The sequence below is a fragment of the Ruegeria sp. BC8 genome (genome assembly GCF_056535705.1).
Window position 1 is genome coordinate 3,019,260 of record NZ_JBQFIV010000001.1, and the last position, 24,492, is coordinate 3,043,751.

A 24,492-nucleotide genomic window follows, 5' to 3' on the forward strand; every position below is an offset into this window, starting at 1 on the left:
ATTGAACTATCGTTCAATTAGGGTGCGTTTCTCCGATTTAAAGACTAAACCGGCAGGAATTTTTTTCCTGACGGATCATAATACTCCAGACCGCCTTCGCCGATGTCGGTCCACAAGCCGTGCAGCGATATCGAGCCGTTCTGTACGGCCTCGGCCACGAACGGGAAGGTCATCAGGTTTTCGAGCGACGCGACAACCGCCTGACGCTCGAACTGGCGCGCTTGTTCGGCGGGGTCCTCGACATCGGAGACCAGATCGAATTTCGGCTTGAGGATGTCCATCCAGCGTCCGACAAAACTCTCTTTGGCTTCCAGTTGCGGCGCTTCGCCTTTGCACATGTCGATACAGCCCTGCACCCCGCCGCATTGCGAATGTCCCAGCACGATCAGATGCGCCACTTTCAATGCCGTCACCGCATATTCGATGGTTGCACTGGTGCCGTGGCGCTCGCCGTCCGGTTCGTAGGGCGGCACCAGGTTGGCAATATTGCGGTGGATAAAAAACTCGCCCTGGTCGGCCCCGAAAATCGAGGTGACATGGACCCGGCTGTCACAGCAGGAAATCACCATCGCACGCGGACGCTGACCCTCGGTCGCCAGCCGGCGATACCAGGCCTGGTTCTCGGAATAGGACGTGGCTTTCCAACCGTGGTACCGTTTGACCAGATAGCTCGGCAGAGGTTTGGCGTGGTGCATCGCGTTTTCCCAAATTTGCGGTTCGACCGCCGATCTAACGCAAGTTCGAACAAAATTCGAGACATTATCCCGATTGGCCGAAAGGAATTGCAAAGGTCTTTTGTGACAGGTTCGCAGATGCCGTGGGGGCAGAAAGATTGGGGTGAATGAGGTGGACAAGATCGTCTCGCTTGAACAGAAGGAGTCCGTGAGCCTGGATCCGGACCGGTTGAACGGGCTGTATCGGCAATTGGGTGACACGAACGCGGTCGACGTTCTGTGCCGAACGGTCGAGGAGCTGGCAGTACGCCTGTCGAATTGTGAACGGCTCTGGCGTCAACGTGACTGGGCGGGGCTTCGCAAATGCGCCAAGTCTCTGGTCGCAATATCCGAACAGGTCGGCATGACGGCGCTGGCCCGGGTCGCCGGCGACGTGGCCCGGACGGTAGATGCCGGCGATGCGGTGGCGACCGGAGCCACGCTCAGCCGACTGATCCGGGTGGGCGAGCGGTCGCTGACCGCCGTTTGGGATCAACAGGATCTTTCGATATGACGGGTTGCGGGCGAACAACAGGCGGCTAGTGTAGGCGGCACCAGAACAGTCCGAGGCGCCCATGTCCCTGTCTTTTGCACCTTCCGATGCCCCTGCCATTGATCTGCATGTTCTTGCGCAGGACGGGCTCGAGCCTTGGCTGAAGTCTCAGCCCGATGAGACACAGGCCTGGGTAGCCGCGAGCGGATTCAGCGGCGCAATCGGGCAGGTTCTGCTGGTTCCCGGACCGACGGGTGCGCCGCAATTCGCGCTGGCAGGCTATGGAACAGACACCCGGCGCGCTCGGGTACGCTTTCCGCTTGCCGCCGCCGCCGAGGTTCTGCCCGAAGGCACTTACCGGATTGCGTCCGGTTTGTCGGCAGACAGAGCCGAAATCGAAGCCTTGGGCTGGTTGCTGACCGGGTACAGTTTCGACCGATATGCCGAACAGTCCGGCGCAAAGGCCCGATTGGTCGCGCCGGACGGTGTGAATGCTCCACGGGTTGAGATCATGGCCAATGCCGAAGCTCTCACCCGTGACCTGGTCAACACTCCGACGGCCGACATGGGACCTCAGGCCCTGCAAAACGCCGTTGAAACGCTGGCGCAGGAGTACGGGGCTCGTTGTGCCGTCACCATTGGCGACAGCTTGCTGGAACAGAACTTTCCCATGATCCACGCGGTGGGTCGGGCCGCCGAACAGGCTCCGCGCCTGATCGAGATGACCTGGGGCACAAGCGGCCCGAAGCTGACCTTGGTCGGCAAGGGCGTCTGCTTTGACACCGGCGGACTGAACCTGAAGCCCGGTGCCTCGATGGGGTTGATGAAAAAGGACATGGGCGGCGCGGCGAACGTGCTGGGACTGGCGCGCATGATCATGGCGCTGGATCTGCCGCTGCAGTTGCGCGTGCTGATCCCGGCGGTGGAAAACGCGGTGGCGGGCAACGCGTTCCGGCCGGGCGACATCCTGACCTCACGCAAGGGCCTGACGGTCGAGATCAACAACACCGATGCCGAGGGGCGGCTGGTTCTGGCCGACGCGCTGGCGCTGGCGGATGAGGGTGCGCCGGATCTGGTGGTCTCGATGGCGACGCTGACCGGCGCGGCGCGGGTGGCGGTGGGGGCGGATCTGGCCCCGTTCTACACCGATGACGATGCCGCCGCGCAGGCCCTGACGCAGGCCGCCGTTCAGGCGGCTGACCCGGTCTGGCGGATGCCGTTCCACACGCCCTATGAGACGTTGATCGAGCCGGGCATCGCCGATCTCGACAACGCGCCGGCGGGCGGGTTCGCGGGGTCGATCACTGCGGCGCTGTTCCTGCGGCGGTTCGTGGAAAACAGCCGGTACATGCATTTCGACATCTACTCCTGGCAAAAGGCCAAGGAGCCCGGCCGCAGCAAAGGCGGGCTGGGACAAGGGCCGCGCGCCCTGCTGACCGCCCTGCCCGGGATGTTGGGCCTGTGAACCGCGCTCGCGTCATCCGCCCCGTCGTGGACCTGCTGCGCAACCCCAAGGGCCCGCGCGACCGGCAGCTGCTGTGTGGCGACGGCCTTGACGTCACCGAACAGTCCGGCGGCTGGTGCCGGGTGACTTCCGACAAGGATGGGTATCAAGGCTGGCTCCGCGCCGACCAGCTGGGCCCTGACGCCCCGGCCACGCATTGGATCTGGGCCCCGGCGACCCATGCCTATTCGGAACCCGACATAAAAAGCCCGGACCGGGTCAGCCTGAGCTTTGGCAGCCGGATCGTGGTGCTGTCGCAGCAGGACCGCTTCGTCGAGACCGAGCTTGGGTTCATCCCCGCAGTGCATGTCAAACCGGTCGGAACCCTGCTGAACGACCCGGTCGCGGTGGCCGAACTGTTTCTGGGCACCCCCTACCTGTGGGGCGGCAACAGCCGGTGGGGGCTCGATTGTTCAGGCCTGATTCAGGCCGGGCTGCTGGCCTGCGGCGTTGCCTGCCCCGGCGACAGCGGCGACCAGGAGCGGGAGCTTGGCACCCCACTGCCCGAAGGCACCCTGGCGCAGCGCGGCGATCTGTTGTTCTGGAAAGGCCATGTGGCTTGGGTGTCCGGCGACAACATGCTGCTGCATGCCAATGCCCATCACATGGCGGTGGTATTTGAACCGATGGATCAGGCCATTTCCCGGATCGAAGCCCAAGGCGACGGGCCGGTCACGGCGCACAAGCGGCTCTAATCCGGGTCGACCGAGCGGATCAGCTTGCGCTCCAGCACCCGCAGAACGGCGCGCAGGTCGTGCCCGCGTTTCAGGATGCGCCCGTCCATACCCATCACCGAATACATCCCCTGCTTTGAACGCAGCCGGGGGTGTTTTTCAACACGATAGATCGGGTGCTCGGCGGTACGCCGGAAGATCGAGAATATGGCAACGTCGCGCAGATTTGATATTCCGTAGTCACGCCATTCTCCGGCGGCGACCATCCGTCCATAGACGGAGAGAATCTGTGACATCTCTTGCCGGTTGAAGGCCACCGGCATCTGGACCGGACTTGCAGGGTTCCGGCTGGGAGGCTGCATGTTCATGTCTTCAGCCTTGCCGGAAAATGCGATCAGATCAAGCCTGTCACGACATGGTGTGGTATTTTTGAACCGCCCGTCAGGGCCGGCGCCCGACCTGTCGGCAGATCAGGATCACCGGCAGCAGCCCCACGGCCAGGATCACCAGAGACGGAACGGCCGCGCCCTCCAACCGTTCGTCCGAGGCCAGCCGATAGGCCTGAACCGCGAGCGTGTCAAAGTTGAAGGGCCGCATGATCAGCGTGGCCGGCAGTTCCTTCATCACGTCCACGAACACGATCAGCAGCGCCGTCAGCAGCGAGGGCGTGAGGATCGGCAGATGCACCCGCCGCAACGTGCCCAATGGCGTCTGCCCCAGCGAGCGGGCAGCGGCATCCATGTTGGCATGCACCGTGCTCTGCCCACTTTCATAGGCACTCAGCGCGGCGGCCAAAAAACGCACCATGTAGGCCGCCACCAACAGCCAGATCGAGCCCGTGACCAGCAACCCGGTCGACACGCCGAAGGTCTGCCGCATCCAGGCATCCAGCGCGTTGTCGAACCCGGCAAAGGGCACGATCAACCCCACCGCGATCACGCCGCCCGGCACGGCATAGCCCAACCGCGCCACATAAGCCGCCATGGCCGAACCGCGCCCGGGTCTCAGCCGTTGGAAGAAACCGACGCAGACCGCGGCGCAGACGGTGATCACCGCCGCCGTTCCAGCCAGCGTCAGAGAGTTCCGAATGAACCCGAGATAGCGGACCGAAAGCAGGTTCTGCTCGGACTCCAATCCCATCTGAGTCAGCACGATCACCGGCAGCAGAAAGCCGAACAAAACCGGAATGGCGCACAAAATCCATGCCGCCACAGCCTGCCAACCGCTCAGCTGTGCAGCGGGCAATGCCGCGTGGCGTTTGCCGGGTTGGTAGTATTTGGCCTTGCCACGCTGGGTGCGCTCGGTCACGGCCATGACCAGCGCAAAGGCCAGAAGGCACAGCGCCAGCTGCGCCGCCGCCGCGCGGTCGGCCATCGAAAACCAGCTTGTGTAGATGCCGGTGGCAAAGGTCTGAACCCCGAAATAGGCGACGGTGCCGAAATCAGCGATGGTCTCCATCACTGCCAGCAGCACGCCACCGGCAATCGCGGGCCGCGCCATCGGCAGCGAGACCCGCCAAAAGGCCGACCACGGGCTGCTGCCCAGCGCCCGCGCCGCCAGAAAGGCGGTGGCACTTTGCTGCAGAAAGGCGGCGCGCGCCAACAGATAGACATAGGGGTACAACACCAGGATCAGCATCACTGCCGCGCCCTCGGTCGAGCGGATCTCGGGGAACCAATAGTCGCGCGGACCCCAGCCGGTCACCTGGCGCAGCGTGGTCTGAACGATGCCGGGATGATCGAGGATGAAGGTATAGGCATAGGCCAGCACATAGGCTGGAAAGGCCAGCGGCAGCACCAATGCCACCTCGAACAGGCGTACGCCGGGAAAACGGGTCATGGTGACCAGCCACGCGGCTCCGACCCCGATGGCGAATGTTCCCACCGAAACCAATGAGACCAGGATCAGCGTGGTGGCCGCATAGCCGGGCAGGACCGTGTCCAGCAGATGCCGGATCGTGTCAGTGCCGCCGGTGACGGCCGCCAGCACCACGGCGACCATCGGTAACAGGCAGGCCGCCGCCACCAGATAGGCCAAGGCCCCGACGAACCGGGTACCCAAAGCCCCGCGGTTGCGCGATCCATGTTCTGAGAATTCGATCTGGGCCATGGCCTCGGGTCGGCAAAGGTTGCGGTTCCCCTTTAATCGACCAAAAAACTCGGAAACGCCAGTGGGCAGGCACAGGTTTCTGCGGCGCATTTGGCCGCAGAACCCCGGGCCGGATCAGTCGTAGACGCGCTGATCCTCGATCACCAGCCCGTCCTTGGGCAGCGAACCGGGCGGCACCACCTGAACCGTGCCCTTCAGCTTGAGCACCTCGACCACCGACTTGGCATAGGTGCCATCATCGCCGCCGGGGCTTTCGATCTGCACGGTCATCGTGTCCATCTCGCCCTGCCGGGCGGCGATGACGCGGGCCTTGACGATCTCGTCATGCTTGGCGACCAGCGCGGCCACCTGTTCGGGGCGCACGAACATGCCTTTGATCTTGGTGGTCTGGTCGGCACGCCCCATCCAGCCCTTGATGCGCAGGTTGGTACGGCCGCAGGGCGACTGCCCGGGCAGCACCGCCGACAGATCACCGGTGGCAAAGCGGATCAGCGGGTAGTCGGGGTTGAGGGAGGTCACCACGACCTCGCCGACCTCGCCTTCCGCCACCGGTGTTCCGGTGCCGGGGGTCACGATTTCCACGATGACATGCTCGTCGATGATCATGCCCTCCATTGCGGCGCTTTCATAGGCGATGTTGCCCAGATCGGCCGTGGCATAGCATTGCAGGCAGGAAATGCCCCGATCGGCATAGGCCTGGCGCAGGCTGGGGAACAATGCCCCGCCGCCCACGACCGCCTTCGAGAAGTTCAAAGCGACGCCCATCTCGTCGGCCTTGTCCAGGATCACCTTCAGGTAATCGGGCGTGCCGGCATAGGCGGTGCAACCCACGTCGCGCGCGGCAGTCACCTGAAGTTCGGTCTGGCCGGTGCCCGCGGGCAGCACGGCGGCGCCCACGGCACGCGCGCCGTTTTCAAAGATCATGCCCGCCGGTGTCAGGTGATAGCCAAAGCAGTTCTGCACGATATCGCCCCGGCCCACGCCCGCCGCATGCAGGAACCGGCCCATGCGCCACCAGTCGTGATCGACCCCGCCGGGTTCATAGATCGGCCCCGGCGACTGGAACACATGGGCAAAGCCATGCGCAGGTTTGACGGTAAAGCCACCAAAGGGCGGGTGCTGACCCTGAGCCTTGGTCAGGTCGGACTTGCGCAGAACCGGCAGCTTGGGCAGATCCGCGATGGTCTGGACCGCATCCAGATCGACATCGGCGAAATGGGCCGCGAAACCGGGCGCGGATTTCGCCCGCGCCAGCTGTTCGCGCAGACTAGCCGATTGCTCGGCGGCGCGCTGATCGGCCGAACGGGTTTCCAGAGCGTCGTAGAATGTCATCGCCAGATCCTCCATCCGCTCACAGCCACCTCTTGCGGCGACGATAGGACCGCACGTCGCGGAAGCTCTTGCGGCCTTCGTCGGACATGCCGAGGTAGAATTCCTTGACGTCCGGGTTCTCGCGTAGTTCGGCGGCAGGGCCGTCCATCACCACGCGCCCCGATTCCAGGATATATCCGTAATGGGCAAAGCGCAGCGCCACGTTGGTGTTCTGCTCGGCCAGCAGGAAGGACACGCCTTCCTGTTCGTTCAGGTCCTTCACGATGGTGAAGATCTCCTCGACCAGCTGCGGCGCAAGGCCCATCGAGGGCTCATCCAGCAGGATCGTCTCGGGGCGGCTCATCAGCGCGCGGCCCATGGCGACCATCTGCTGTTCCCCGCCCGAGGTATAGCCTGCCTGTGACCGACGCCGCTCTTTCAAGCGGGGGAAGTAGTTGTAGACCAGTTCGAGGTCCTGCTGGATGGCGGCCTTGCCGTCCTTGCGGGTATAGGCCCCGGTCAGCAGGTTTTCCTCGACGGTCAGATGTTCGAAACAGTGGCGGCCTTCCATCACCTGGATGACGCCCTTCTGCACCAGATCGGCCGGATCGCTCTCGTGCACGTTCTGGCCGCGATACTTGATCGAGCCCTTGGTGACCTCGCCGCGTTCGGAATGCAGCAGGTTCGACACCGCCTTGAGCGTCGTCGTCTTGCCGGCCCCGTTGCCGCCCAGCAGCGCGGTGATCCCGCCCTTGGGCACGGTCAGGCTGACGCCTTTCAGCACGAGGATCACATGGTTGTAGATCACCTCGATATTGTTGACCTCAAGCAGGGTTTCCGCCTGCACGTCAGTGGTTTGTGCCGCATCCAGCATCAGCGCGTGTCCTCATGCCTGCCCCGTTCGGGGCTTGTCCGGTTCGGGACGGCGGTCAGCCGCCGCCCCGGTGTTCGTGCCGCTTAGTTGCAGCCCGGTTCGATGTTGTTCTCAGCCGCGTATGCGCTCGAGTCTTCCTCGATCAGCGGGCCGATCACGTCCGTATCGGTAGCCTTGAACTCCGAAATCAGAGTCCAGGTCTTGCTGTCTGCATCCCACTGGGTCACGCCCACAAGGGCATCCCCGCCGTGGTTTTCACAGCTGACCGAGAAGGTCGGACCAAAGTTCGGCAGGCCCAGTTCGGCCATCTTCGCTTCGGTCATCTCAAGTGCTTCCATACCGTCGCGCATGTCGCCCGAGGTGATGTCAGCCTTGCCCGAGATTTCCTGTGCCTTCTTGGCGGCTTCGGCGGCCAGCATCGCAGCATAGAGACCACGGTTGTACAGGACCGTACCGACCTGATCGCCGGCGCCGGCGGCCTTGCCCGCGTCGATGACGTATTTCTGCAGGTCGTCATACAGCGGATAGTCCGAGCCGACGTTGTGGAAGGTCAGCGCCTTGTAGCCATTCGCGGCCGCACCGGCGGGCATCACGTCATGTTCAGCGCCCGACCACCAGATACCGATGAAGTTCTCCATCGGGAACCGGATGTTCGCGGCTTCCTGGATGGCCACCTGGTTCATCACGCCCCAGCCCCACATCAGGACATAATCGGGACGATCGCGGCGGATCTGCAGCCACTGCGATTTCTGCTCCTGGCCAGGGTGATCAACCGGCAGGGCCACCAGCTCGAAGCCATGCTTCTTGGACAGCTCTTCCAGCGTGCGGATCGGCTCCTTGCCATAGGCCGAGTTGTGATAGACCAGCGCGATCTTCTTGCCGCTCAGATCACCGCCGTTTTCCTCGAGCAGATAGTTGATCGCACCCGAGGCACCGTCCCAGTAGTTGGCCGGGTAGTTGAACGTGTGGCTGAACACCTTGCCGTTCTTGGCCGAGGTGCGGCCATATCCCATGGTGTGCATCGGGATGTCGTCAGCGGTGGTTTTCGGGATCAGCTGATAGGTGATGCCGGTCGACAGCGGCTGATACACAAGCGCACCTTCGCCTTTGGTCGATTCATAGCATTCCACACCCTTCTCGGTGTTGTAGCCGGTTTCGCACTCGATGACTTTGGCCGGAACACCACCGATGCCGCCGTCCCGCTCGTTGAGCAGAGTGAAATAGTCCGCGTAGCCATCCGCGAAGGGGATGCCGCCCGCGGCGTAAGGCCCGGTGCGGTAGCTGAGCGACGGGAACACGAGGTCGGCCATTGCCGGACCTGCGGCCATCAGCGCACCCAGCGCCATTGTTGCCAGTTTCTTGTTCATCGGGTGTCTCCTCCCTTGGTTTGTCCGATGTTGGTTCGGGCTTTGCGCCCCTTTCTTGATTGGGCCGGTCCCTAGTGCGGGAAAGGCCAGAGTCTCAGTTTCTCCTTGGCGACGCGCCACAGCTGCGCCAGACCGTGCGGTTCGAGGATCAGGAACAGGATGATCAGCCCGCCCACGATCACCAGCTGCAGATGCGCGACGATGTCGGTAGGCCAGCCCAGCATGTCCGCGCCCACGACCTTGAGCACCACCGGCAGCAGGACCAGGAAGGCCGCGCCGGCAAAGGATCCGAAGATCGAGCCCAGCCCGCCGATGATGACCATGAACAGCACCAGGAAGGATTTCTGGATGCCGAAGGCCTCGCCCACCTCGACCGCGCCCAGGTAGATGGCGAAGAAGAGCGCGCCCGACACGCCCACGAAGAACGAGCTGACGGCAAAGGCGCTGAGCTTGGCGCGCAGCGGGTTCACACCGATGATTTCGGCGGCGATGTCCATGTCGCGGATCGCCATCCAGGTGCGCCCGGTGGTGCCGCGGGTCAGGTTGCGGGCGATGATCGCGCAGGCGGTCAGGAAGATCAGGCAGAACAGATAGGTCGCCCAGGCCGGCGCGTTGGGGCCGGTGATGATGATGCCGAACACGTCACGCTCGGGCGCGTTGATCTGCCCCGAGGCCGAATAGTTGTAGAACCACGGCACCCGGTTGAACAGCCACACCAGGAAGAACTGCGCCGCCAGCGTCGCCACCGCCAGGTAGAACCCCTTGATCCGCAGGCTGGGCAGGCCGAACAGCACGCCCACGATGGCGGTGATGCCGCCGGCAAGGATCACATGGATGAACATCGACACGTCGGGAAAGGCGGTCATCAGCTTGTAGCAGGCATAGGCGCCCACGGCCATGAATCCCCCGGTACCCAGCGAAACCTGCCCGCAATACCCCACCAGGATGTTCAGCCCGATCGCCGCGATCGCATAGATCAGGAAGGGCAGTAGCAGCGCGTTGGCCCAATAGTCGTTGATGATGAACGGGATGATCCCGAACGCCACCGCCAGCACCACATAGTACCGATACCGGTCGAACTTGATCGGGAAAGTCTGGTTGTCGTCCCTGTAGGAGGTCTTGAAGTCTCCGGCCTCACGATAGAACATGTCTTACTTTCCCCATTGTTCCTGCGCCCGGTTGCGGGCTTCGGCGTCCAGTTGGCTGGACCGTTTGGCATATCCGCTCGCCTCCGAGGCGCGCACCAGTTTCATGTAGGCCAGAACGCCCATCACCAGCCCGGCAAAGGCCAAAAGCGCGGCCACGGTCAGCTGATTGGCGGTCAGATCGTTCGAGGTCAGGGCGATGTACCCAAAGGCCCAGAACCCCGCCCACGCAATCACGTTGATGATGGCGATCAGCTTGGTCATGGCCTACACCCTCTCGATGATCTTCTCGCCGAACAGGCCCTGCGGCCGGAACACAAGGAAGATCAGCGCCAGCACATAGGCAAACCAGTTCTCGGTCGCGCCGCCCACCAGCGGACCCACAGCGAACTCGAACAGCTTTTCGCCCACACCGATGATCAGCCCGCCGACGATGGCGCCGGGGATCGAGGTGAACCCGCCCAGCATCAGAACCGGCAACGCCTTGAGCGCGATCAGCGACAGCGAGAACTGCACGCCCGACTTGGTGCCCCACATGATGCCCGCGACCAGCGCCACGAACCCGGCCACCGACCAGACCATGATCCAGATGAAGTTCAGCGAGATCCCCACCGACAGCGCGGCCTGGTGGTCGTCGGCCACGGCCCGCATGGCGCGGCCCTGCTTGGTGTACTGGCTGAACGCGACCAATGCCGCCACAAGAAGCGCCGCGATGACCGTCGCCACGATGTCCAGGTTGTCGATGAAGAAGCCGTAGCCGAAGATGTTGTAGGTGGTCTCGTCGATCCACAGGTTGATGCCCTGCGGCAGACCCACGTCCAGTGTCTTGATCTCGGATCCCCACATCAGGTCAGCCACGCCTTCCAGGAAATAGGCCAGGCCGATCGTGGCCATGAACAGGATGATCGGCTCCTGCCCCACAAGGTGGCGCATGACAAAGCGCTGCACCGCCCAGGCCAGCAGGACCATAACGCCCATCGTCAGCAGAATGGCCAGCAGCGCCGGCACGTTCCAGCCGAAGTAATGAATATGCGTGCCGAAGATCGCGTTGATCAGATGCGAGAACGGAACTTGCCCGTTCATGATCCCCACCAGGGTCATCGCCGCAAACAGGGCCATAACCCCCTGAGCATAATTGAAGATCCCCGACGCCTTGTAGATCAGCACAAAGCCCAGCGCGACCAACGCATACAGCACCCCGGCCATGAGGCCGTTCAGAAAGACCTCCATCGCGAAAATCAACTGATCAGGCATCTGCGCCTCCCCTCAATTCTGTGCGGTGCTCAGTCATGGCTGACCCCCAGATAGGCGTCGATGACTTCCTGGTTGTTGCGCACCTCGTCGGGCGTGCCGTCCCCGATCTTCTTGCCGTAATCCATCACGACCACGCGGTCGCTCAGGTCCATCACCACGCCCATGTCATGCTCGATCAGGGCGATGGTCGTGCCGAATTCGTCGTTCACATCCAGGATAAAGCGGCTCATGTCCTCTTTTTCTTCGACGTTCATGCCGGCCATCGGCTCGTCCAGCAGCAGCAGCTTGGGTTCGGCGGCCAGCGCGCGGGCCAGTTCGACGCGTTTCTTCAGGCCATAGGGCAGCCGCGCCACCGGCGTCTTGCGGATGTGCTGGATTTCCAGAAAGTCGATGATCTTCTCGACCGCCTCGCGGTTTTCCACCTCTTCCGCCTCGGCCTTGCCGCGCCAGATCGCCTGCTGCAGAATGTTTGTCCTCATGAAGTTCAGGCGGCCGGTCATCACGTTGTCCAGAACGCTCATGCCTTCGAACAGGGCGATGTTCTGAAAGGTCCGCGCGATGCCCTGTCGGGCCACCTCATAGGGTTTCATCTGCGGGCGTTTCGCCCCGTGGAACCAGACCTCGCCCTCCTGCGGAATGTAGAAGCCGGAAATCACATTCAGCATCGAGGACTTGCCCGCGCCGTTGGGCCCGATGATCGCGCGGATCTCGCCCTGGCGGATGTCGAACGAGATGTCCTTGATCGCCACCACGCCGCCGAACCGCAGGGTGATGTTCTTCATCTCCATCACCACGCCGCCGATCTTGCGGCCATCCTCGGTGACATATCCGTCGTCGGATGCATCCAGCATCGTCTACTCCTCAAACTGCGGGTGAACGGGACGGCGGGCGGGGCGATGGCCGCAGGCCGAGCGGCGCACGACCGGCCTCATTCCGCGGCCACCTTCTGATGCGACACCGGCACGACCGGCACGTCGACGATCTGCAGCGTGGCGCTGATCGACCCCTTGCGTCCGTCCTCATAGGTCACCTCGGTCGTGGTCGAGACCGTCTCGGACCCGTCATAGAGCGCGGCGATGATGTCGGCGTATTTGTCCTCGACGAACTTGCGGCGCACCTTTCGGGTGCGGGTGATCTCGCCATCGTCGGGGTCCAGCTCCTTGTGCAGCACCACGAACCGGTGCACTTGGCAGCCCGAAAGCATCTCGTCGGCGGCAACCGATTTGTTGACCTCTTCCACATGGCTGCGGATCGTCTCCAGCACCCGCGGATGGCCCGCGAGTTCCTGGTACGAAGCATAGGCGATGTTGTTGCGCTCAGCCCAGTTGCCCACCGCCGTCAGGTCGATGTTGATGAAGGCCACGCAGCGGTCGCGTCCATTGCCGAACAGCACCGCCTCCAGGATGTCGGGATAAAACTTCAGCTTGTTCTCGACATATTTCGGCGCGAACATCGAACCGTCGGCCATCTTGCCCACGTCCTTGGCGCGGTCGATGATCCGCAGATGGCCGCTGCTTTCCTCGATGAATCCCGCGTCGCCCGTGGCCACCCAGCCCTCGGGGTCTTTGGTCGAGGCGGTGGATTCGGGGTTCTTGAAGTATTCAACGAACACGCCGGGCGAGCGATAGAAGATCTCGCCATTCTCAGCGATCTTCAGCTCGACGTCGGGGGCGGGCACGCCCACCGTGTCGGCGCGCACCTCGCCGTCGGGCTGGACGGTGATGAACACCGTCGCCTCGGTCTGACCATAAAGCTGCTTCAGGTTGATCCCCAGCGAACGGTAGAAATCGAAAATTTCGGGCCCGATCGCCTCGCCCGCGGTGTATCCGACACGGAAACGGCCATAGCCCAGCGTGTCTTTGAGCGGTCCGTAAACCAGCACATTTCCGATCGCGTATTTCAGGCGATCCATTAGTCCGACCGGGTGGCCGTCCAGGATGCGCCCGCCGACCTTTTTGGCGTGATCCATGAAATAGCGGAACATCCGCTGCTTCATCGGGCTGGCATCCTCCATGCGGATCATCACGTTGGTCAGCTGGGTCTCGAACACGCGCGGCGGCGCGAAGAAGTAGGTCGGGCCGATCTCGCGCAGGTCGGTCATCATCGTGTCGGCGCTTTCGGGGCAGTTCACGCAGAATCCGCACCAATAGGCCTGACCGACCGAAAAGATGAAATCGCCCACCCAGGCCATCGGCAGATAGGACAGGATATCCTCGTTCCGGGTCAGGTGGTCGAACTCGGCCGAGTTCTTTGCGCTCTCGATCACGTTGCGGTTCGACAGAACCACGCCCTTGGGCTTGCCCGTGGTGCCCGAGGTGTAGAGCATCACGCAGGTGTCGTCATAGGTGATCTCGGCGATGCGGCGGTCCAGTTCGGCATCGAACCGGTGATGCCCGGCGCGCCCCTCGGCCATGATGTCGCTCAGCGCGTTCATCTGGCTGTGGTCGTATTTCCGCATGCCGCGCTTGTCGGTGTACAGAATGTGCTTGACCTGGTGCAGGTCCTGCTGGATCTCGATGACCTTGTCGACCTGCTCCTGGTCGCCGCAGACCACGTATTTCGCGCCGCAGTGTTCCAGCACATAGGCCATCTCTTCTGCGACCGAGTCCTGATACAGCGGCACCGGCACCGCGCCCACCATCTGGGCCGCGACCATCGACCAGTAATGCGCCGGGCGGTTGCGCCCGATCACGGCGATATGGTCGCCCTTTTCAACGCCAAGCTCCAGGAACCCCAGCGCCAGCGCGCGGATCTCGGCGGCCGTTTCCGCCCAGGTCCAGCACTGCCAGATCCCGAATTCCTTTTCGCGGTAGGCCGGGGCATCCCCGAACTGCGTCGTATTGCGGTGTAGCAGCGCCGGAAGGGAGTGCATCCCCTCGGCGCCCGACTGCGTCTGAGCCAATTCTATCTCTCCTCCCCATCCGGCCCCGGTTTGGGCCGGAACGGCGTTACCGGGTCAGACCCGCGCGCCGCTGCCCCGATTAAGGACAAGGAGGACGATCAGCGTCAACTTTTTCGTGATGTTTTCTCAATTCTTACGAATTGTAACAGGGATGCCGGGGTGATGTTCCGATTTGTACGTCTTGTACAAATCGGAACATCACGCTTCAAAAAAGAGCGGCGTGGGTTTGCATTCTGCTTCTACGCCGAAACGCTAAAGAGAATATGATAACGGTCGTATATGCAGAGCGTGATAAATGGCAGCTTCGAGCTCGAAGCTGACGTTTGTCCTCGGCGACCCAAAGTAGCAGTGTTTGCGATCGTACGTTTCCAATATAAAGTTGCTGGATGCTCATTCAAAAGTGGGTGTTGAGCGGCGAAAAAGTGATCGAAAGGTACGGACCTTGGCCTTTTCTAATGATCTGATACCCGTATTCTTGCTGTGTGTCGCATGCTTCACCCTCGTCACAACTTTGCTGTACCGCCTGATGTACGCCGTGATACACAACCGAATTGCCGACGAACACATCAAGATTCTTGATTGGGGCGCATTCAGAATATCAGTGATACACTCGCTGTTGCTGACACTTGGCTTTAGCGTAACTCGAGACGACTTCACCGAATTGAGATCTGTTGCCAACCAGCAGGCCATAGAAATAGAGCGAATTTATAAAGGCTTGGGTTGGTCGAGCGACCCGGAAGCTGCGATCATAAGAGCCAAAGTGGCGGAACTGGCAAACGTCTTAGTCAATGAGGAATGGCCCCTTCTCAGGAAAGGCGAGCTTTCGTTGGCAGCAGACGCGCTAATGCGTGAGATCGGTACTGGCTTGATACATCTGCGGTCAAACGCAAACGAACCGATTGCAGAAGACCTTCTTACCAGTCATCTGGTTGTGCAAGAGACCCGTGCCACTCTCAGTTTGAATGTCCTGTCTGGCCCAACCCGGCTATTCTGGACGATCGCTTCAGTCGGTTTTGTTTTTACTGCGATTTGTTTGCTAGCATACCCCTTGAGTAGTGCTTCTGCGGCGGTGATGGCGATGTTTGCGGCATTGAACGGAGCAGTGCTTTTTGGAATCGTCGTTATGGGGAATCCATTCGAGCGGATTGTTAAAGTCACACCAGTTTCACTTGAAAAGGTGATCGAAAGATCATTTTGAGGGTTAGCCTGAACACACAGCTTAGATAACCGCGTAGGGCGGTTTCGTTTGTTGTTTTTGGGCGGCTCAAGCCGCTTGCCGCGAATGTCGAGTTCGTCCCGCATACAAGACATCCAGACCTATCAACTCGAACGTCCTTGGCTTTGCGCCCTACAACCAATCCCGCAAAATCGGGATCAGTGGAACATCTGCCGCCGGCATCGGATAGTTGCGCAGATCGTTCGCGCGCACCCATTTCAGCGCCTGACCTTCTTTCGACTGCGGAATGCCCTGCCATTTGCGACAGGCAAACAGCGGCATCAGCAGATGGAAATCGTCATAGCTGTGGCTGGCAAAGGTCAGCGGCGCCAGGCACGAGGCCCAGGTGTCGATGCCAAGTTCCTCGTGCAATTCGCGGATCAGGGCGGCCTCGGGGGTTTCGCCCGGCTCGATCTTGCCGCCGGGAAATTCCCACAAGCCAGCCATGGCCTTGCCCTCCGGGCGCTGCGCCAGCAGCACCCGCCCATCCACGTCGATCAAGGCGACGGCAGAGACGAGAACCGTTTTCATGGTCGCAATCCCGGACGCAAAATCGGGCTCCACTTCTGCTCGAATAGCTCTGATGTCACGACCGGTAATCCGCGTTGATCTCGATGTATCGGTGGGTCAGATCGCAGGTCCAGACAGTGGCCTTGCCCTCGCCCAGCCCCAGATCGACCGCGATCACCAGTTCCTGGCCCTTCATGTAGGCGGCGGCGTCTTCCTCGCGATAGGTCGGGCTGACCCAGCCTTTTTCGGCCACGAGGATATCGCCGAAGGAAATGCTGAGCGTGTCGCGATCGGCCGCCGCGCCGGATTTGCCGATAGCCATGACGACCCGGCCCCAGTTCGGATCCTCGCCCGCGATGGCGGTCTTGACCAGCGGTGAATTGGCGATGGCTATGCCGTGGACCTTGGCATCCGCATCCGAGGCGGTGCCGGTCACGCGGATCTCGACGAATTTGGTGGCGCCTTCGCCGTCCTTCACCACCTGATGCGCCAGATCCAGCATCACCGATTCCAGCGCCCGCGCGAAATCGGCATTGCCGGTGGCATCCGCGCCCGACGCGCCGGTCGCGCACAGCAGCAGGCTGTCCGAGGTCGAGGTGTCGCTGTCCACGGTGATGCAGTTGAAGGTCCGGTCGGTCTGCTCGGACAGCATCCGTTGCAGCGCTGATTGGTCAACCTTCGCATCGGTGAAGATATAGACCAGCATCGTCGCCATGTCGGGTGCGATCATGCCCGACCCTTTGGCAATCCCCGCAATAGAGACTGTTTTGCCGTCAATCTCAACCTGCGCACTGGCGCCTTTGGGGAAGGTGTCGGTGGTCATGATCGCCCGCGCCGCCTCTTCCAACGCGTCGGCGCGCAGGCCGGCGGTCAGTTCGTCCAGCCGGGCCACGATCCGGTCATGCGGCAGCGGCTCGCCGATCACCCCGGTGGACGAGGTGAACACGCGGTTCTGCGCCACGCCGGTGACCTGCGACACGGCAGCGGTAATCTGCTCGACTGAGGCCTGCCCGTACTGCCCGGTAAAGGCGTTGGCATTGCCCGAGTTCACCAGGATCGCCGCCGGCCCGTCGCTGGGCCCGCCGATCTTGTCCTGGCAATCCAGCACCGGCGCCGCACGGGTGGCCGAGCGGGTGAACACCCCCGCCACCGCGGTGCCCGGATCGAGCACCGCCAGCATCACGTCGGTGCGGCCCTGATACCGCACCCCGGCGGCGACTGTGGCGAACCGCACACCGCCGATGACCGGCAGATCAGGAAAGGCCGCGGGGGCCAGCGGAGACACCTTGGTGATCTGGGCCACTGGGGTTTACTCCTGAACCAGGTCCAGCTTGCGGACCACATCCGGGGTCAGGCCCTCGACCTCGGGGCGCTCGACGTTGCCGGCTTGGGTCAGTTCGTCGATCTTGGCCTGAATGGCCTCCTGACGAACGGACTGGGCCAGTTCATCCCGCACCGCCGCGAACTCGGGCGCTTCGGATTTGCGTTTGTCGTTCAGGATCACGACATGCCACCCGAACTGGGTCTGTACCGGGTCCGAGACCTGACCTTTTTCCAGCCCGATCACGGCCTGTTCGAATTCGGGCACCATCTGGCCCTTGCCAAACCAGCCCAGCGCACCGCCATTGGGACCGGACGGGCCGGTTGATTTCTCTTTGGCCAGCTCGGCAAAATCGGCGCCGTCATCCAGTTGCGCCTTGATCTCTTTGGCCTCCTCCTCGGTCGCGACAAGGATGTGGCTGGCGTTGAACTCGTCCTCGCCCTGGAAGTCCGCGAACTGCGCGTCATAGGCGGCCTGGATCGCGTCGTCGGTCACCTCGGCATCGGTGATCTGGTTCACCGTCTGCACCGCCTTCAGCGAGCGCTCTTCGTTGGTCAGCATCAGCGCGTTCAGGCGGGTCAAGTCTTCCTGCTCCTGGCTGAGCAATTGTTGCTGGATCAGCTGCTCGACGATGAACTGGTACAGGACCTCGTCTTCCAACTGCTGATATTGCGGCGGCAGGCCAGCCGCAGTGGCAATCACGTGACCCAAAGTGATCTCGTCGCCGTTGACGCGCGCCACAACCGTATCGGCAGAGTGTTCGGTTTCAGCGGCGACAGGCAGGGCCATCATGGCCGCAAGAGCCAGCGATGGCAGAAAAGTGAGACCTTTGGGCATGAATTCATCCTATATTCTGGCCGCGACAGGGCGTGGCGTTGACACTCTGGAACCTGCCGCTTACATCGCTTGCAGCCTTTGACAGGACCATCTTTTCCTCCCAGCTATCTATGGGTTGCGCGCAAGGTGGGCAAGCCTGTCGCAACCAAGACAAGAAAAGATCCGCTGGAGTGAACATGCTGGGACTCGGTACGCTTGCCAAAAAGGTGTTCGGAACACCGAACGACCGCAAGATCAAGGCAACCCGCCCGCTGGTCGAAAAGATCAACGCGCTGGAGCCGGAGTTCGAAAAACTCTCGGATGACGATCTGAAAGCCAAGACCGAAGAGCTGCGCAAGCGGGCCAACGAGGGTGAGAGCCTGAACGACCTGCTGCCCGAGGCATTCGCCAACGTGCGCGAAGGCGCCAAGCGCGCGCTGGGTTTGCGGGCCTTTGACGTGCAGCTCATGGGCGGCATCTTCCTGCATCAGGGCAACATTGCCGAGATGAAGACCGGCGAAGGCAAGACCCTGGTCGCCACCTTCCCCGCCTATCTGAACGCACTGACCGGAAAGGGCGTGCATGTCGTCACAGTCAACGAATATCTGGCAAAGCGTGACGCCGAATGGATGAGCAACGTGTTCGGCGCGTTGGGTATGACCACCGGCGTGATCTGGTCGGGCCAGCCCGATGCCGAGAAAAAAGCGGCCTATGCCTGTGACATCACCTACGCCACCAACAATGAGCTGGGCTTCGACTATCTGCGCGACAACATGAAGGCGGATCTGAACGAGGTCTACCAGAAGCACCACAATTTCGCGATCGTGGACGAGGTCGACTCGATTCTGATCGACGAGGCACGGACCCCGCTGATCATCTCGGGTCCATCTCAGGACCGGTCCGATCTTTACACGGCCATCGACGGCCTGATTCCGTCCCTGCAGGACGATCACTATACGATCGACGAGAAGTCCCGCAGCGTGACCTTCACCGATGAAGGCAACGAGTTCCTTGAAGAGCAGCTGCACGCCAGTGGCCTGCTGCCCGAGGGCCAGTCGCTGTACGACCCTGAAAGCACCACGGTGGTGCACCACGTCAACCAGGGCCTGCGCGCGCACAAACTGTTCCAGCGGGACAAGGACTACATCGTGCGCGACGGCAACGTGGTTCTGATCGACGAATTCACCGGGCGCATGATGCCGGGCCGCCGTCTGTCCGAAGGCCTGCATCAGGCGATCGAAGCAAAGGAAGGCGCCCCCATCCAGCCCGAAAACGTGACTTTGGCCAGCGTGACTTTCCAGAACTATTTCCGCCTCTATGACAAGCTGGCCGGCATGACCGGTACCGCCCTGACCGAGGCCGAGGAATTCGCCGAAATCTATGGCCTGGGCGTGGTTGAAGTGCCGACCAACAAGCCGATCGCCCGTGTCGACGAGGATGATCAGGTCTATCGCACCGCGGCCGAGAAATACGCGGCCATGATCGAAGAGATCAAGAAGGCCAACGCCAAGGGCCAGCCGGTTCTGGTGGGCACCACCTCGATCGAGAAGTCCGAGATGCTCAGCGAGATGCTGACCAAGGAAGGCATCAAGCACAACGTCCTGAACGCCCGCCAGCACGAGCAGGAGGCCCAGATCGTGGCCGAGGCCGGACGTCTGGGCGCGGTAACCATCGCCACCAACATGGCCGGCCGCGGCACCGACATCCAGCTGGGCGGCAACGTTGAAATGAGCGTCATGCAGGCGCTGGCCGAAAACCCCGACGCCGACCCGGCAGAACTGCGCGCCCGGGAAGAGGCGCGTCATGCCGAAGAAAAGCAAAAGGTGCTGGAGGCCGGCGGTCTGTTCGTTCTGGCCTCGGAACGCCACGAAAGCCGCCGCATCGACAACCAGCTGCGCGGCCGCTCGGGCCGTCAGGGCGACCCGGGCCGCACCGTGTTCTTCCTCAGCCTGGAAGACGACCTGATGCGCATCTTCGGCTCGGAACGGCTGGACAAGGTTCTGACCACCCTGGGCATGAAAGAAGGCGAAGCGATCGTCCACCCTTGGGTGAACAAATCGCTCGAACGCGCGCAGGCCAAGGTCGAAGGCCGCAACTTCGACATGCGCAAGAACGTTCTCAAGTTCGACGACGTGATGAACGATCAGCGCAAGGTGATCTTCAACCAGCGACGCGAAATCATGTCGACCGACGATCTGTCCGAAATCGTTTCGGACATGCGCGAACAGGTCATCGACGATCTGATCGACCAGTACATGCCGCCCAAAACCTACGCCGACCAGTGGGACACCGACGGGCTGCACGCGACCCTCAAGGAAAAGCTGAACATTGATGTTCCGGTGCAAGAGTGGGCAGCCGAGGATGGGGTCGACGACGACGTGGTTCGCGAGCGCCTGATCAAGGCCACCGACGAGATGATGGCCCAGAAGGCCGCCGCCTTCGGCCCCGAGAACATGCGCAACATCGAAAAGCAGGTGCTGCTGCAGACCATCGACAGCAAGTGGCGCGAGCACTTGCTGACCCTGGAACATCTGCGCTCGGTCGTGGGCTTCCGCGGCTACGCCCAGCGCGATCCGCTGAACGAATACAAGACCGAAAGCTTCCAGCTGTTCGAGAACATGCTCGACAGCCTGCGCGAAACGGTTACCCAGCAACTGGCCCGCGTCCGCCCGCTGACTGAAGAAGAGCAGCGCGAGATGCTGGCGCAGATGCAGGCGCAGCAGGCCCAGATCAAGAAAGCCGCCGAACAGGCCGAAGCGGTGGCCGAGGCGCAGGCCTCAGGCGATGCGCGGCCCGGATTTGTCGAGGACGACCCGTCAACCTGGGGTAATCCGTCGCGCAACGATCCCTGCCCCTGCGGGTCCGGCAAGAAGTTCAAGCACTGCCATGGTCGGCTTGCCTGATCCGGTCAGATTCCCGACATAATGAGTCCCCGTCGCGGCCACATATTGGCCGCGATTGTTAAGCACTCTCCGACTCGCTCCTTCAACTGGGGAGGGTGTCTTGTTTGTAATTCGGAACTACGTGACCACAGGTGGCACGGTCGCATGCGCCTTGGCCATCGGCTACCTGATGCAGAACGGACCGGCCTCGCAGCCGGACGTGCAGGAAACACGTCAAGCGATGATCCAGCCGTCTGGAGAAGGCACCGTGATTGCCGGGTTGGAAGGTATCGTTCTGACTTCGGCGTCGCCGAATGCGTCCACGGCCCCCGAACCCTCGGCCAAGGCTCCGCCCCGGGCTGAGCCTGCCGTTCCTCAGGCGCAGGTCAACTGCGATCTCCGGGCCCGCGCAATGGCGGCCCCCAACGCGACAGCACGTTTGACCCTGAAGGCCCCCTGCAACCCCGATGAAACCGTCGAGCTGCACCACAGCGGCATGACGTTCAGCGCCCGAACCGACAAGGACGGCCGTCTGGACCTGTCCATTCCCGCCCTGTCGGAATATGCCATTTTCCTGATCTCGTTCAAAAACCAGCGCGGCACTGTCGCCACCACTCACATTCCTGATTTTTCAGACTATGACCGGGTTGCGCTGCAATGGACGGGGGACACCGATTTGCAACTGCACGCGTTGGAGTTCGGTGCATCCTACGGCGAGGCCGGGCATGTCTGGTCGAACGCCAGCGGTTCCGGCACCGGGCAGGTTGTCCACTTTGGCATGGCCGGCGAGCGCAATGTCGAGATCTATTCGATCCCCCGCAACGCAGCCGACGCAAATGGCACCGTCGCCCTGAGCGTCGAGGCCGAAGTGACTCCCCGGAATTGTGGGCAGGACCTGGATCTGCAAGCGCTCGAGTTGCTGGACGATCAAGGGCTGCGGTCGCGAGAGTTGTCGATCACCCTCCCGGCCTGCGACAGCGGACAGGACTTTCTGGTGTTGAATAATCTGTTCCAAAACCTGACAATCGCCGCAAAGTAACGGCAGGCAGGTCAACAGGTCTCTATGAAGTATCTTCGCGCGACGATGACGGTGTTGTCGTTGATGGCTGGCGCTTCAGGCGCCCTCGCTCAGGACATCACGCTGACCTCGCATGACGGCAAGGTCGAGATCACCGGGAACCTGTTGGGGTTTGATGGTGAGTTCTACCGTGTGGACACCCAGTTCGGCGAATTGACGGTGGATGGATCCGGCGTCACCTGCGACGGTCCGGCTTGCCCCAACCTGATCGACTTTGTGGCCGAAGTGAACTTCTCTGGCGCATCGGTGATGGCCGAATCCCTACTTCCGGCCTTGATCGAAGGCTTTGCGCAACGAGAAAACCTGAACGTGTTAAGCGAAGGCACGGACCCTGCGCAGCTTGTCTTTGCCCTGACGCAGCCGGATCGGACCGCCCCTTTGGCGCGGTTTTTCCTGCTCGTTTCGGACACCGACCGCGGTTTTGCCGATCTGACCGCCGATCAGGCAGACATCGCTTTGGCGATGCGCGAAATCCGCCCGCAGGAGGCCGCGGCGGCGCAGGAAAACGGTCTGGGCGACCTGTCCCGACCGCGCCGCTCGCGGGTGGTGGCCCTTGGGGCACTGGTGCCGGTGGTCTCATTGGACAATCCGATCCAGCAGATCTCGGTTTCGGACTTGGCGCGGGTCATAAATGGCGAGGTCGCCAACTGGGCACAGCTCGGTGGCCCGGATGCCCCCATCGCCGTTCATCTGCCGGATGTGACAACCGGCGTTGGTCAGGCCGTGCAAGACCAGGTGATGCAGCCAGCCGGTGTGAAGGCGCATGAGGCCGTGATCCGCCACACCCGCAGCGCGGAACTGGCAGCAGCGGTTGCGCGCGATCCGTTCGCACTTGGTATCGCCAGCCACGCTGACCCGCAAAACGTGCGCAGTCTGCCACTGGCCGGCGGATGCGGTCACGCATTGCGCGCCACGCGCGCCGCCATCAAGACCGAGGACTATCCGCTGACCCTGCCGATGTTCCTGTATCTGCCGCAGCGGCGCCTCCCGAAGATCGCCCGCCAGTTTCTGGCCTATGTCCAAAGCCCCGAGGCTCAGATGGTCATCCGGCAAGCCGGTTTCGTCGACCAGTCCCACGAACTGGTACGTCTTGGGCTTCAGGGTGACCGGTTGGCCAACGCCATCACCTCGGGTGGGTCCGAGGTGGGTCTGGAAGAACTGCAACGGATGATCGAAACTCTGCGCCCGCTGTCGCGCCTGTCAGTGTCTTTCCGGTTCGAGCCCGGATCGTCGCGGCCAGACGCGCAGTCTCGGTCGAACATCCTGCAAATGGCGCAGGCGCTTGAATCGGGCCAGTATGACGGGCGCGAACTGGTCTTCGTTGGTTTCAGTGACGGAGACGGTGCCGCGGAAACCAATGCCCGCATCGCCTTGCGGCGCGCACAGACCGTGCGCAACGCGATCCTGGCCGCGATCGAGACCGCAGTACCAGAAACCGTCGAGATCGCCGTTGAAGGTTTTGGTGAAGCCATGCCCATGGCCTGCGACGACACGGAATGGGGCCGCAAGGCCAACCGTCGTGTCGAAGTCTGGGTGCGCTAGCGGTCAGAGATAACCTTCCGAGCGGAAGCTCAGCTCGGTCGATTTGCCGATGATCAGGTGGTCGTGCAAGGTCAGCCCCAGTGCGGCGCAGGCATCGTTGATGCGGTTGGTCATGTCGATATCCGACTGCGACGGGGTTGGATCACCCGACGGATGATTGTGCACCAGGATCAGCGCCGAGGCGTTCAGTTCCAGCGCGCGTTTGGCGACCTCGCGCGGGTAGACGGGTACGTGATCGACGGTGCCCTTGGCCTGCTCCTCATCCGCGATGAGCACGTTCTTGCGGTCCAGGAAGAACACGCGGAACTGCTCGATCTCGCGATGCGCCATGGTGGTGTGGCAATAATCCAGCAACGCGTCCCAGCTGGAAATCACATGCCGCTGCATCACCCGGGCGCGGGCCATGCGATGGGCGCAGGCCTCGAGGATCTTGAGGTCGGTGATGACCGTATCGCCCACGCCCTTGATCTGACGCAGGCGTTCCACAGGGGCGGTCAGCACCCGGTTGAAATCGCCGAATGTATCCAGCAGTAGCCGCGCCAGCGGTTTCACGTCCTGCCGGGGGATCGAGCGGAACAGGACCAGTTCCAGCAACTCGTAATCCGGCATCGCCCCGGCGCCGCCCGACATGAACCGTTCACGCAGGCGCTTGCGGTGGTCCTTGATATACGAGGGCAGCCGACCCGTGGGCAGCGGCGTCACCGGCGCTTCGTCAGTTTCGAACAGCGATGGGGCTTCGGCAAAGGCGTCCTTGGTCATGCGCCCATGATTGCCTCAGAAT

General features: G+C 62.1%; 22 protein-coding genes. 7 read left to right on the plus strand and 15 right to left on the minus strand.

What is annotated here, in order from left to right:
- Positions 1–44 precede the first annotated feature (44 nt).
- Entirely contained in the window at positions 45–695 is a 651-nt protein-coding gene (locus ACR3EK_RS15225) for a carbonic anhydrase (protein WP_093963954.1), read from the minus strand.
- A 142-nt stretch (positions 696–837) separates the two neighbouring features.
- On the opposite strand from ACR3EK_RS15225, the gene ACR3EK_RS15230 reads away from it, so the two are divergent.
- From ACR3EK_RS15230 to ACR3EK_RS15240, 3 genes are all read left to right on the plus strand, one after another.
- Entirely contained in the window at positions 838–1,227 is a 390-nt protein-coding gene (locus tag ACR3EK_RS15230; RefSeq protein ID WP_480633812.1) for a hypothetical protein, read from the plus strand.
- Positions 1,228–1,288: 61 nt separating this feature from the next.
- A complete protein-coding gene (locus ACR3EK_RS15235) occupies positions 1,289–2,671 on the plus strand; it encodes a leucyl aminopeptidase family protein (RefSeq protein ID WP_480633813.1) in 1,383 nt (460 codons plus the stop codon).
- On the plus strand, positions 2,668–3,405 hold the full coding sequence (locus ACR3EK_RS15240) for a C40 family peptidase (RefSeq protein WP_480633814.1): 738 nt from the start codon (positions 2,668–2,670) through the stop codon (positions 3,403–3,405). Before ACR3EK_RS15235 ends, ACR3EK_RS15240 begins: the two co-directional genes overlap by 4 nt.
- On the opposite strand, the gene ACR3EK_RS15245 is transcribed toward ACR3EK_RS15240, so the two are convergent.
- The 10 genes from ACR3EK_RS15245 to ACR3EK_RS15290 form a co-directional block, all read right to left on the minus strand.
- On the minus strand, positions 3,402–3,752 hold the full coding sequence (locus ACR3EK_RS15245) for a DUF2794 domain-containing protein (RefSeq protein ID WP_170342743.1): 351 nt from the start codon (positions 3,750–3,752) through the stop codon (positions 3,402–3,404). The two genes, ACR3EK_RS15240 and ACR3EK_RS15245, sit on opposite strands and share 4 nt — an antisense overlap.
- 73 nt (positions 3,753–3,825) lie before the next feature.
- Positions 3,826–5,493 (minus strand): ABC transporter permease, encoded by a 1,668-nt coding sequence (locus tag ACR3EK_RS15250; protein WP_170361188.1) that lies wholly within the window; start codon positions 5,491–5,493, stop codon positions 3,826–3,828.
- Positions 5,494–5,607: 114 nt separating this feature from the next.
- Positions 5,608–6,825, minus strand: coding sequence for a phenylacetate--CoA ligase family protein (locus ACR3EK_RS15255; protein WP_480633815.1), 1,218 nt, complete (start codon positions 6,823–6,825; stop codon positions 5,608–5,610).
- 19 nt (positions 6,826–6,844) lie between these two features.
- A complete protein-coding gene (locus ACR3EK_RS15260; protein WP_170342738.1) occupies positions 6,845–7,678 on the minus strand; it encodes an ABC transporter ATP-binding protein in 834 nt (277 codons plus the stop codon).
- A gap of 83 nt (positions 7,679–7,761) precedes the next feature.
- Positions 7,762–9,045, minus strand: a complete 1,284-nt coding sequence (locus ACR3EK_RS15265) for an ABC transporter substrate-binding protein (RefSeq protein WP_170361184.1) — start codon at positions 9,043–9,045, stop codon at positions 7,762–7,764.
- 71 nt (positions 9,046–9,116) lie between these two features.
- Entirely contained in the window at positions 9,117–10,193 is a 1,077-nt protein-coding gene (locus ACR3EK_RS15270; protein WP_005979938.1) for a branched-chain amino acid ABC transporter permease, read from the minus strand.
- 3 nt (positions 10,194–10,196) lie between these two features.
- Positions 10,197–10,454 (minus strand): hypothetical protein, encoded by a 258-nt coding sequence (locus tag ACR3EK_RS15275; protein ID WP_093963945.1) that lies wholly within the window; start codon positions 10,452–10,454, stop codon positions 10,197–10,199.
- A gap of 3 nt (positions 10,455–10,457) precedes the next feature.
- Positions 10,458–11,444 (minus strand): branched-chain amino acid ABC transporter permease, encoded by a 987-nt coding sequence (locus ACR3EK_RS15280; RefSeq protein ID WP_170340766.1) that lies wholly within the window; start codon positions 11,442–11,444, stop codon positions 10,458–10,460.
- 29 nt (positions 11,445–11,473) lie between these two features.
- Entirely contained in the window at positions 11,474–12,295 is an 822-nt protein-coding gene (locus tag ACR3EK_RS15285; protein ID WP_170364002.1) for an ABC transporter ATP-binding protein, read from the minus strand.
- A 77-nt stretch (positions 12,296–12,372) separates the two neighbouring features.
- The gene (locus ACR3EK_RS15290) at positions 12,373–14,316 is read right to left on the minus strand and encodes an AMP-binding protein (protein WP_480634031.1); all 1,944 of its coding nucleotides are present in this window, start codon (positions 14,314–14,316) and stop codon (positions 12,373–12,375) included.
- Between the two features lie 409 nt (positions 14,317–14,725).
- On the opposite strand from ACR3EK_RS15290, the gene ACR3EK_RS15295 reads away from it, so the two are divergent.
- A complete protein-coding gene (locus tag ACR3EK_RS15295) occupies positions 14,726–15,544 on the plus strand; it encodes a bestrophin-like domain (RefSeq protein WP_480633816.1) in 819 nt (272 codons plus the stop codon).
- A 150-nt stretch (positions 15,545–15,694) separates the two neighbouring features.
- Here ACR3EK_RS15295 and mutT read toward each other — a convergent pair whose 3' ends face one another.
- From mutT to ACR3EK_RS15310, 3 genes are read right to left on the minus strand one after another with little or no spacing between them, the layout of a single operon-like run.
- Positions 15,695–16,093 carry an 8-oxo-dGTP diphosphatase MutT gene (mutT, locus tag ACR3EK_RS15300; protein WP_005979926.1) on the minus strand — a complete coding sequence of 133 codons (399 nt, stop codon included), beginning with the start codon at positions 16,091–16,093 and terminating at the stop codon, positions 15,695–15,697.
- Between the two features lie 55 nt (positions 16,094–16,148).
- Positions 16,149–17,375: a bifunctional glutamate N-acetyltransferase/amino-acid acetyltransferase ArgJ gene (gene argJ, locus ACR3EK_RS15305; protein ID WP_480633817.1), complete on the minus strand. Its 1,227-nt coding sequence runs from the start codon at positions 17,373–17,375 to the stop codon at positions 16,149–16,151.
- Positions 17,376–17,381: 6 nt separating this feature from the next.
- The gene (locus ACR3EK_RS15310) at positions 17,382–18,230 is read right to left on the minus strand and encodes a peptidylprolyl isomerase (protein WP_480633818.1); all 849 of its coding nucleotides are present in this window, start codon (positions 18,228–18,230) and stop codon (positions 17,382–17,384) included.
- Positions 18,231–18,406: 176 nt separating this feature from the next.
- Here ACR3EK_RS15310 and secA point away from each other — a divergent pair, with 176 nt between their 5' ends.
- The 3 genes from secA (at position 18,407) to ACR3EK_RS15325 (ending at position 23,711) form a co-directional block, all read left to right on the plus strand.
- On the plus strand, positions 18,407–21,112 hold the full coding sequence (gene secA, locus ACR3EK_RS15315) for a preprotein translocase subunit SecA (RefSeq protein WP_480633819.1): 2,706 nt from the start codon (positions 18,407–18,409) through the stop codon (positions 21,110–21,112).
- A 100-nt stretch (positions 21,113–21,212) separates the two neighbouring features.
- A complete protein-coding gene (locus ACR3EK_RS15320; protein ID WP_480633820.1) occupies positions 21,213–22,130 on the plus strand; it encodes a hypothetical protein in 918 nt (305 codons plus the stop codon).
- Between the two features lie 24 nt (positions 22,131–22,154).
- Entirely contained in the window at positions 22,155–23,711 is a 1,557-nt protein-coding gene (locus tag ACR3EK_RS15325) for a phosphate ABC transporter substrate-binding/OmpA family protein (protein ID WP_170391352.1), read from the plus strand.
- 3 nt (positions 23,712–23,714) lie between these two features.
- Here the strand turns inward: ACR3EK_RS15325 and radC are convergent, their stop codons facing one another.
- Positions 23,715–24,470, minus strand: coding sequence for a RadC family protein (gene radC, locus ACR3EK_RS15330; RefSeq protein WP_170405652.1), 756 nt, complete (start codon positions 24,468–24,470; stop codon positions 23,715–23,717).
- Positions 24,471–24,492: the final 22 nt, after the last annotated feature.

Coding starts and splice junctions, on each gene's coding strand:
- ACR3EK_RS15225 (WP_093963954.1), bottom strand. CDS start 695: ATGCACCACGCCAAACCTCTGCCGAGCTATCTGGTCAAACGGTACCAC.
- ACR3EK_RS15235 (WP_480633813.1), top strand. CDS start 1,289: ATGTCCCTGTCTTTTGCACCTTCCGATGCCCCTGCCATTGATCTGCAT.
- ACR3EK_RS15245 (WP_170342743.1), bottom strand. CDS start 3,752: ATGAACATGCAGCCTCCCAGCCGGAACCCTGCAAGTCCGGTCCAGATG.
- ACR3EK_RS15250 (WP_170361188.1), bottom strand. CDS start 5,493: ATGGCCCAGATCGAATTCTCAGAACATGGATCGCGCAACCGCGGGGCT.
- ACR3EK_RS15255 (WP_480633815.1), bottom strand. CDS start 6,825: ATGACATTCTACGACGCTCTGGAAACCCGTTCGGCCGATCAGCGCGCC.
- ACR3EK_RS15260 (WP_170342738.1), bottom strand. CDS start 7,678: ATGCTGGATGCGGCACAAACCACTGACGTGCAGGCGGAAACCCTGCTT.
- ACR3EK_RS15265 (WP_170361184.1), bottom strand. CDS start 9,045: ATGAACAAGAAACTGGCAACAATGGCGCTGGGTGCGCTGATGGCCGCA.
- ACR3EK_RS15270 (WP_005979938.1), bottom strand. CDS start 10,193: ATGTTCTATCGTGAGGCCGGAGACTTCAAGACCTCCTACAGGGACGAC.
- ACR3EK_RS15275 (WP_093963945.1), bottom strand. CDS start 10,454: ATGACCAAGCTGATCGCCATCATCAACGTGATTGCGTGGGCGGGGTTC.
- ACR3EK_RS15280 (WP_170340766.1), bottom strand. CDS start 11,444: ATGCCTGATCAGTTGATTTTCGCGATGGAGGTCTTTCTGAACGGCCTC.
- ACR3EK_RS15285 (WP_170364002.1), bottom strand. CDS start 12,295: ATGCTGGATGCATCCGACGACGGATATGTCACCGAGGATGGCCGCAAG.
- ACR3EK_RS15290 (WP_480634031.1), bottom strand. CDS start 14,316: ATGCACTCCCTTCCGGCGCTGCTACACCGCAATACGACGCAGTTCGGG.
- mutT (WP_005979926.1), bottom strand. CDS start 16,093: ATGAAAACGGTTCTCGTCTCTGCCGTCGCCTTGATCGACGTGGATGGG.
- ACR3EK_RS15310 (WP_480633818.1), bottom strand. CDS start 18,230: ATGCCCAAAGGTCTCACTTTTCTGCCATCGCTGGCTCTTGCGGCCATG.
- secA (WP_480633819.1), top strand. CDS start 18,407: ATGCTGGGACTCGGTACGCTTGCCAAAAAGGTGTTCGGAACACCGAAC.
- ACR3EK_RS15325 (WP_170391352.1), top strand. CDS start 22,155: ATGAAGTATCTTCGCGCGACGATGACGGTGTTGTCGTTGATGGCTGGC.
- radC (WP_170405652.1), bottom strand. CDS start 24,470: ATGACCAAGGACGCCTTTGCCGAAGCCCCATCGCTGTTCGAAACTGAC.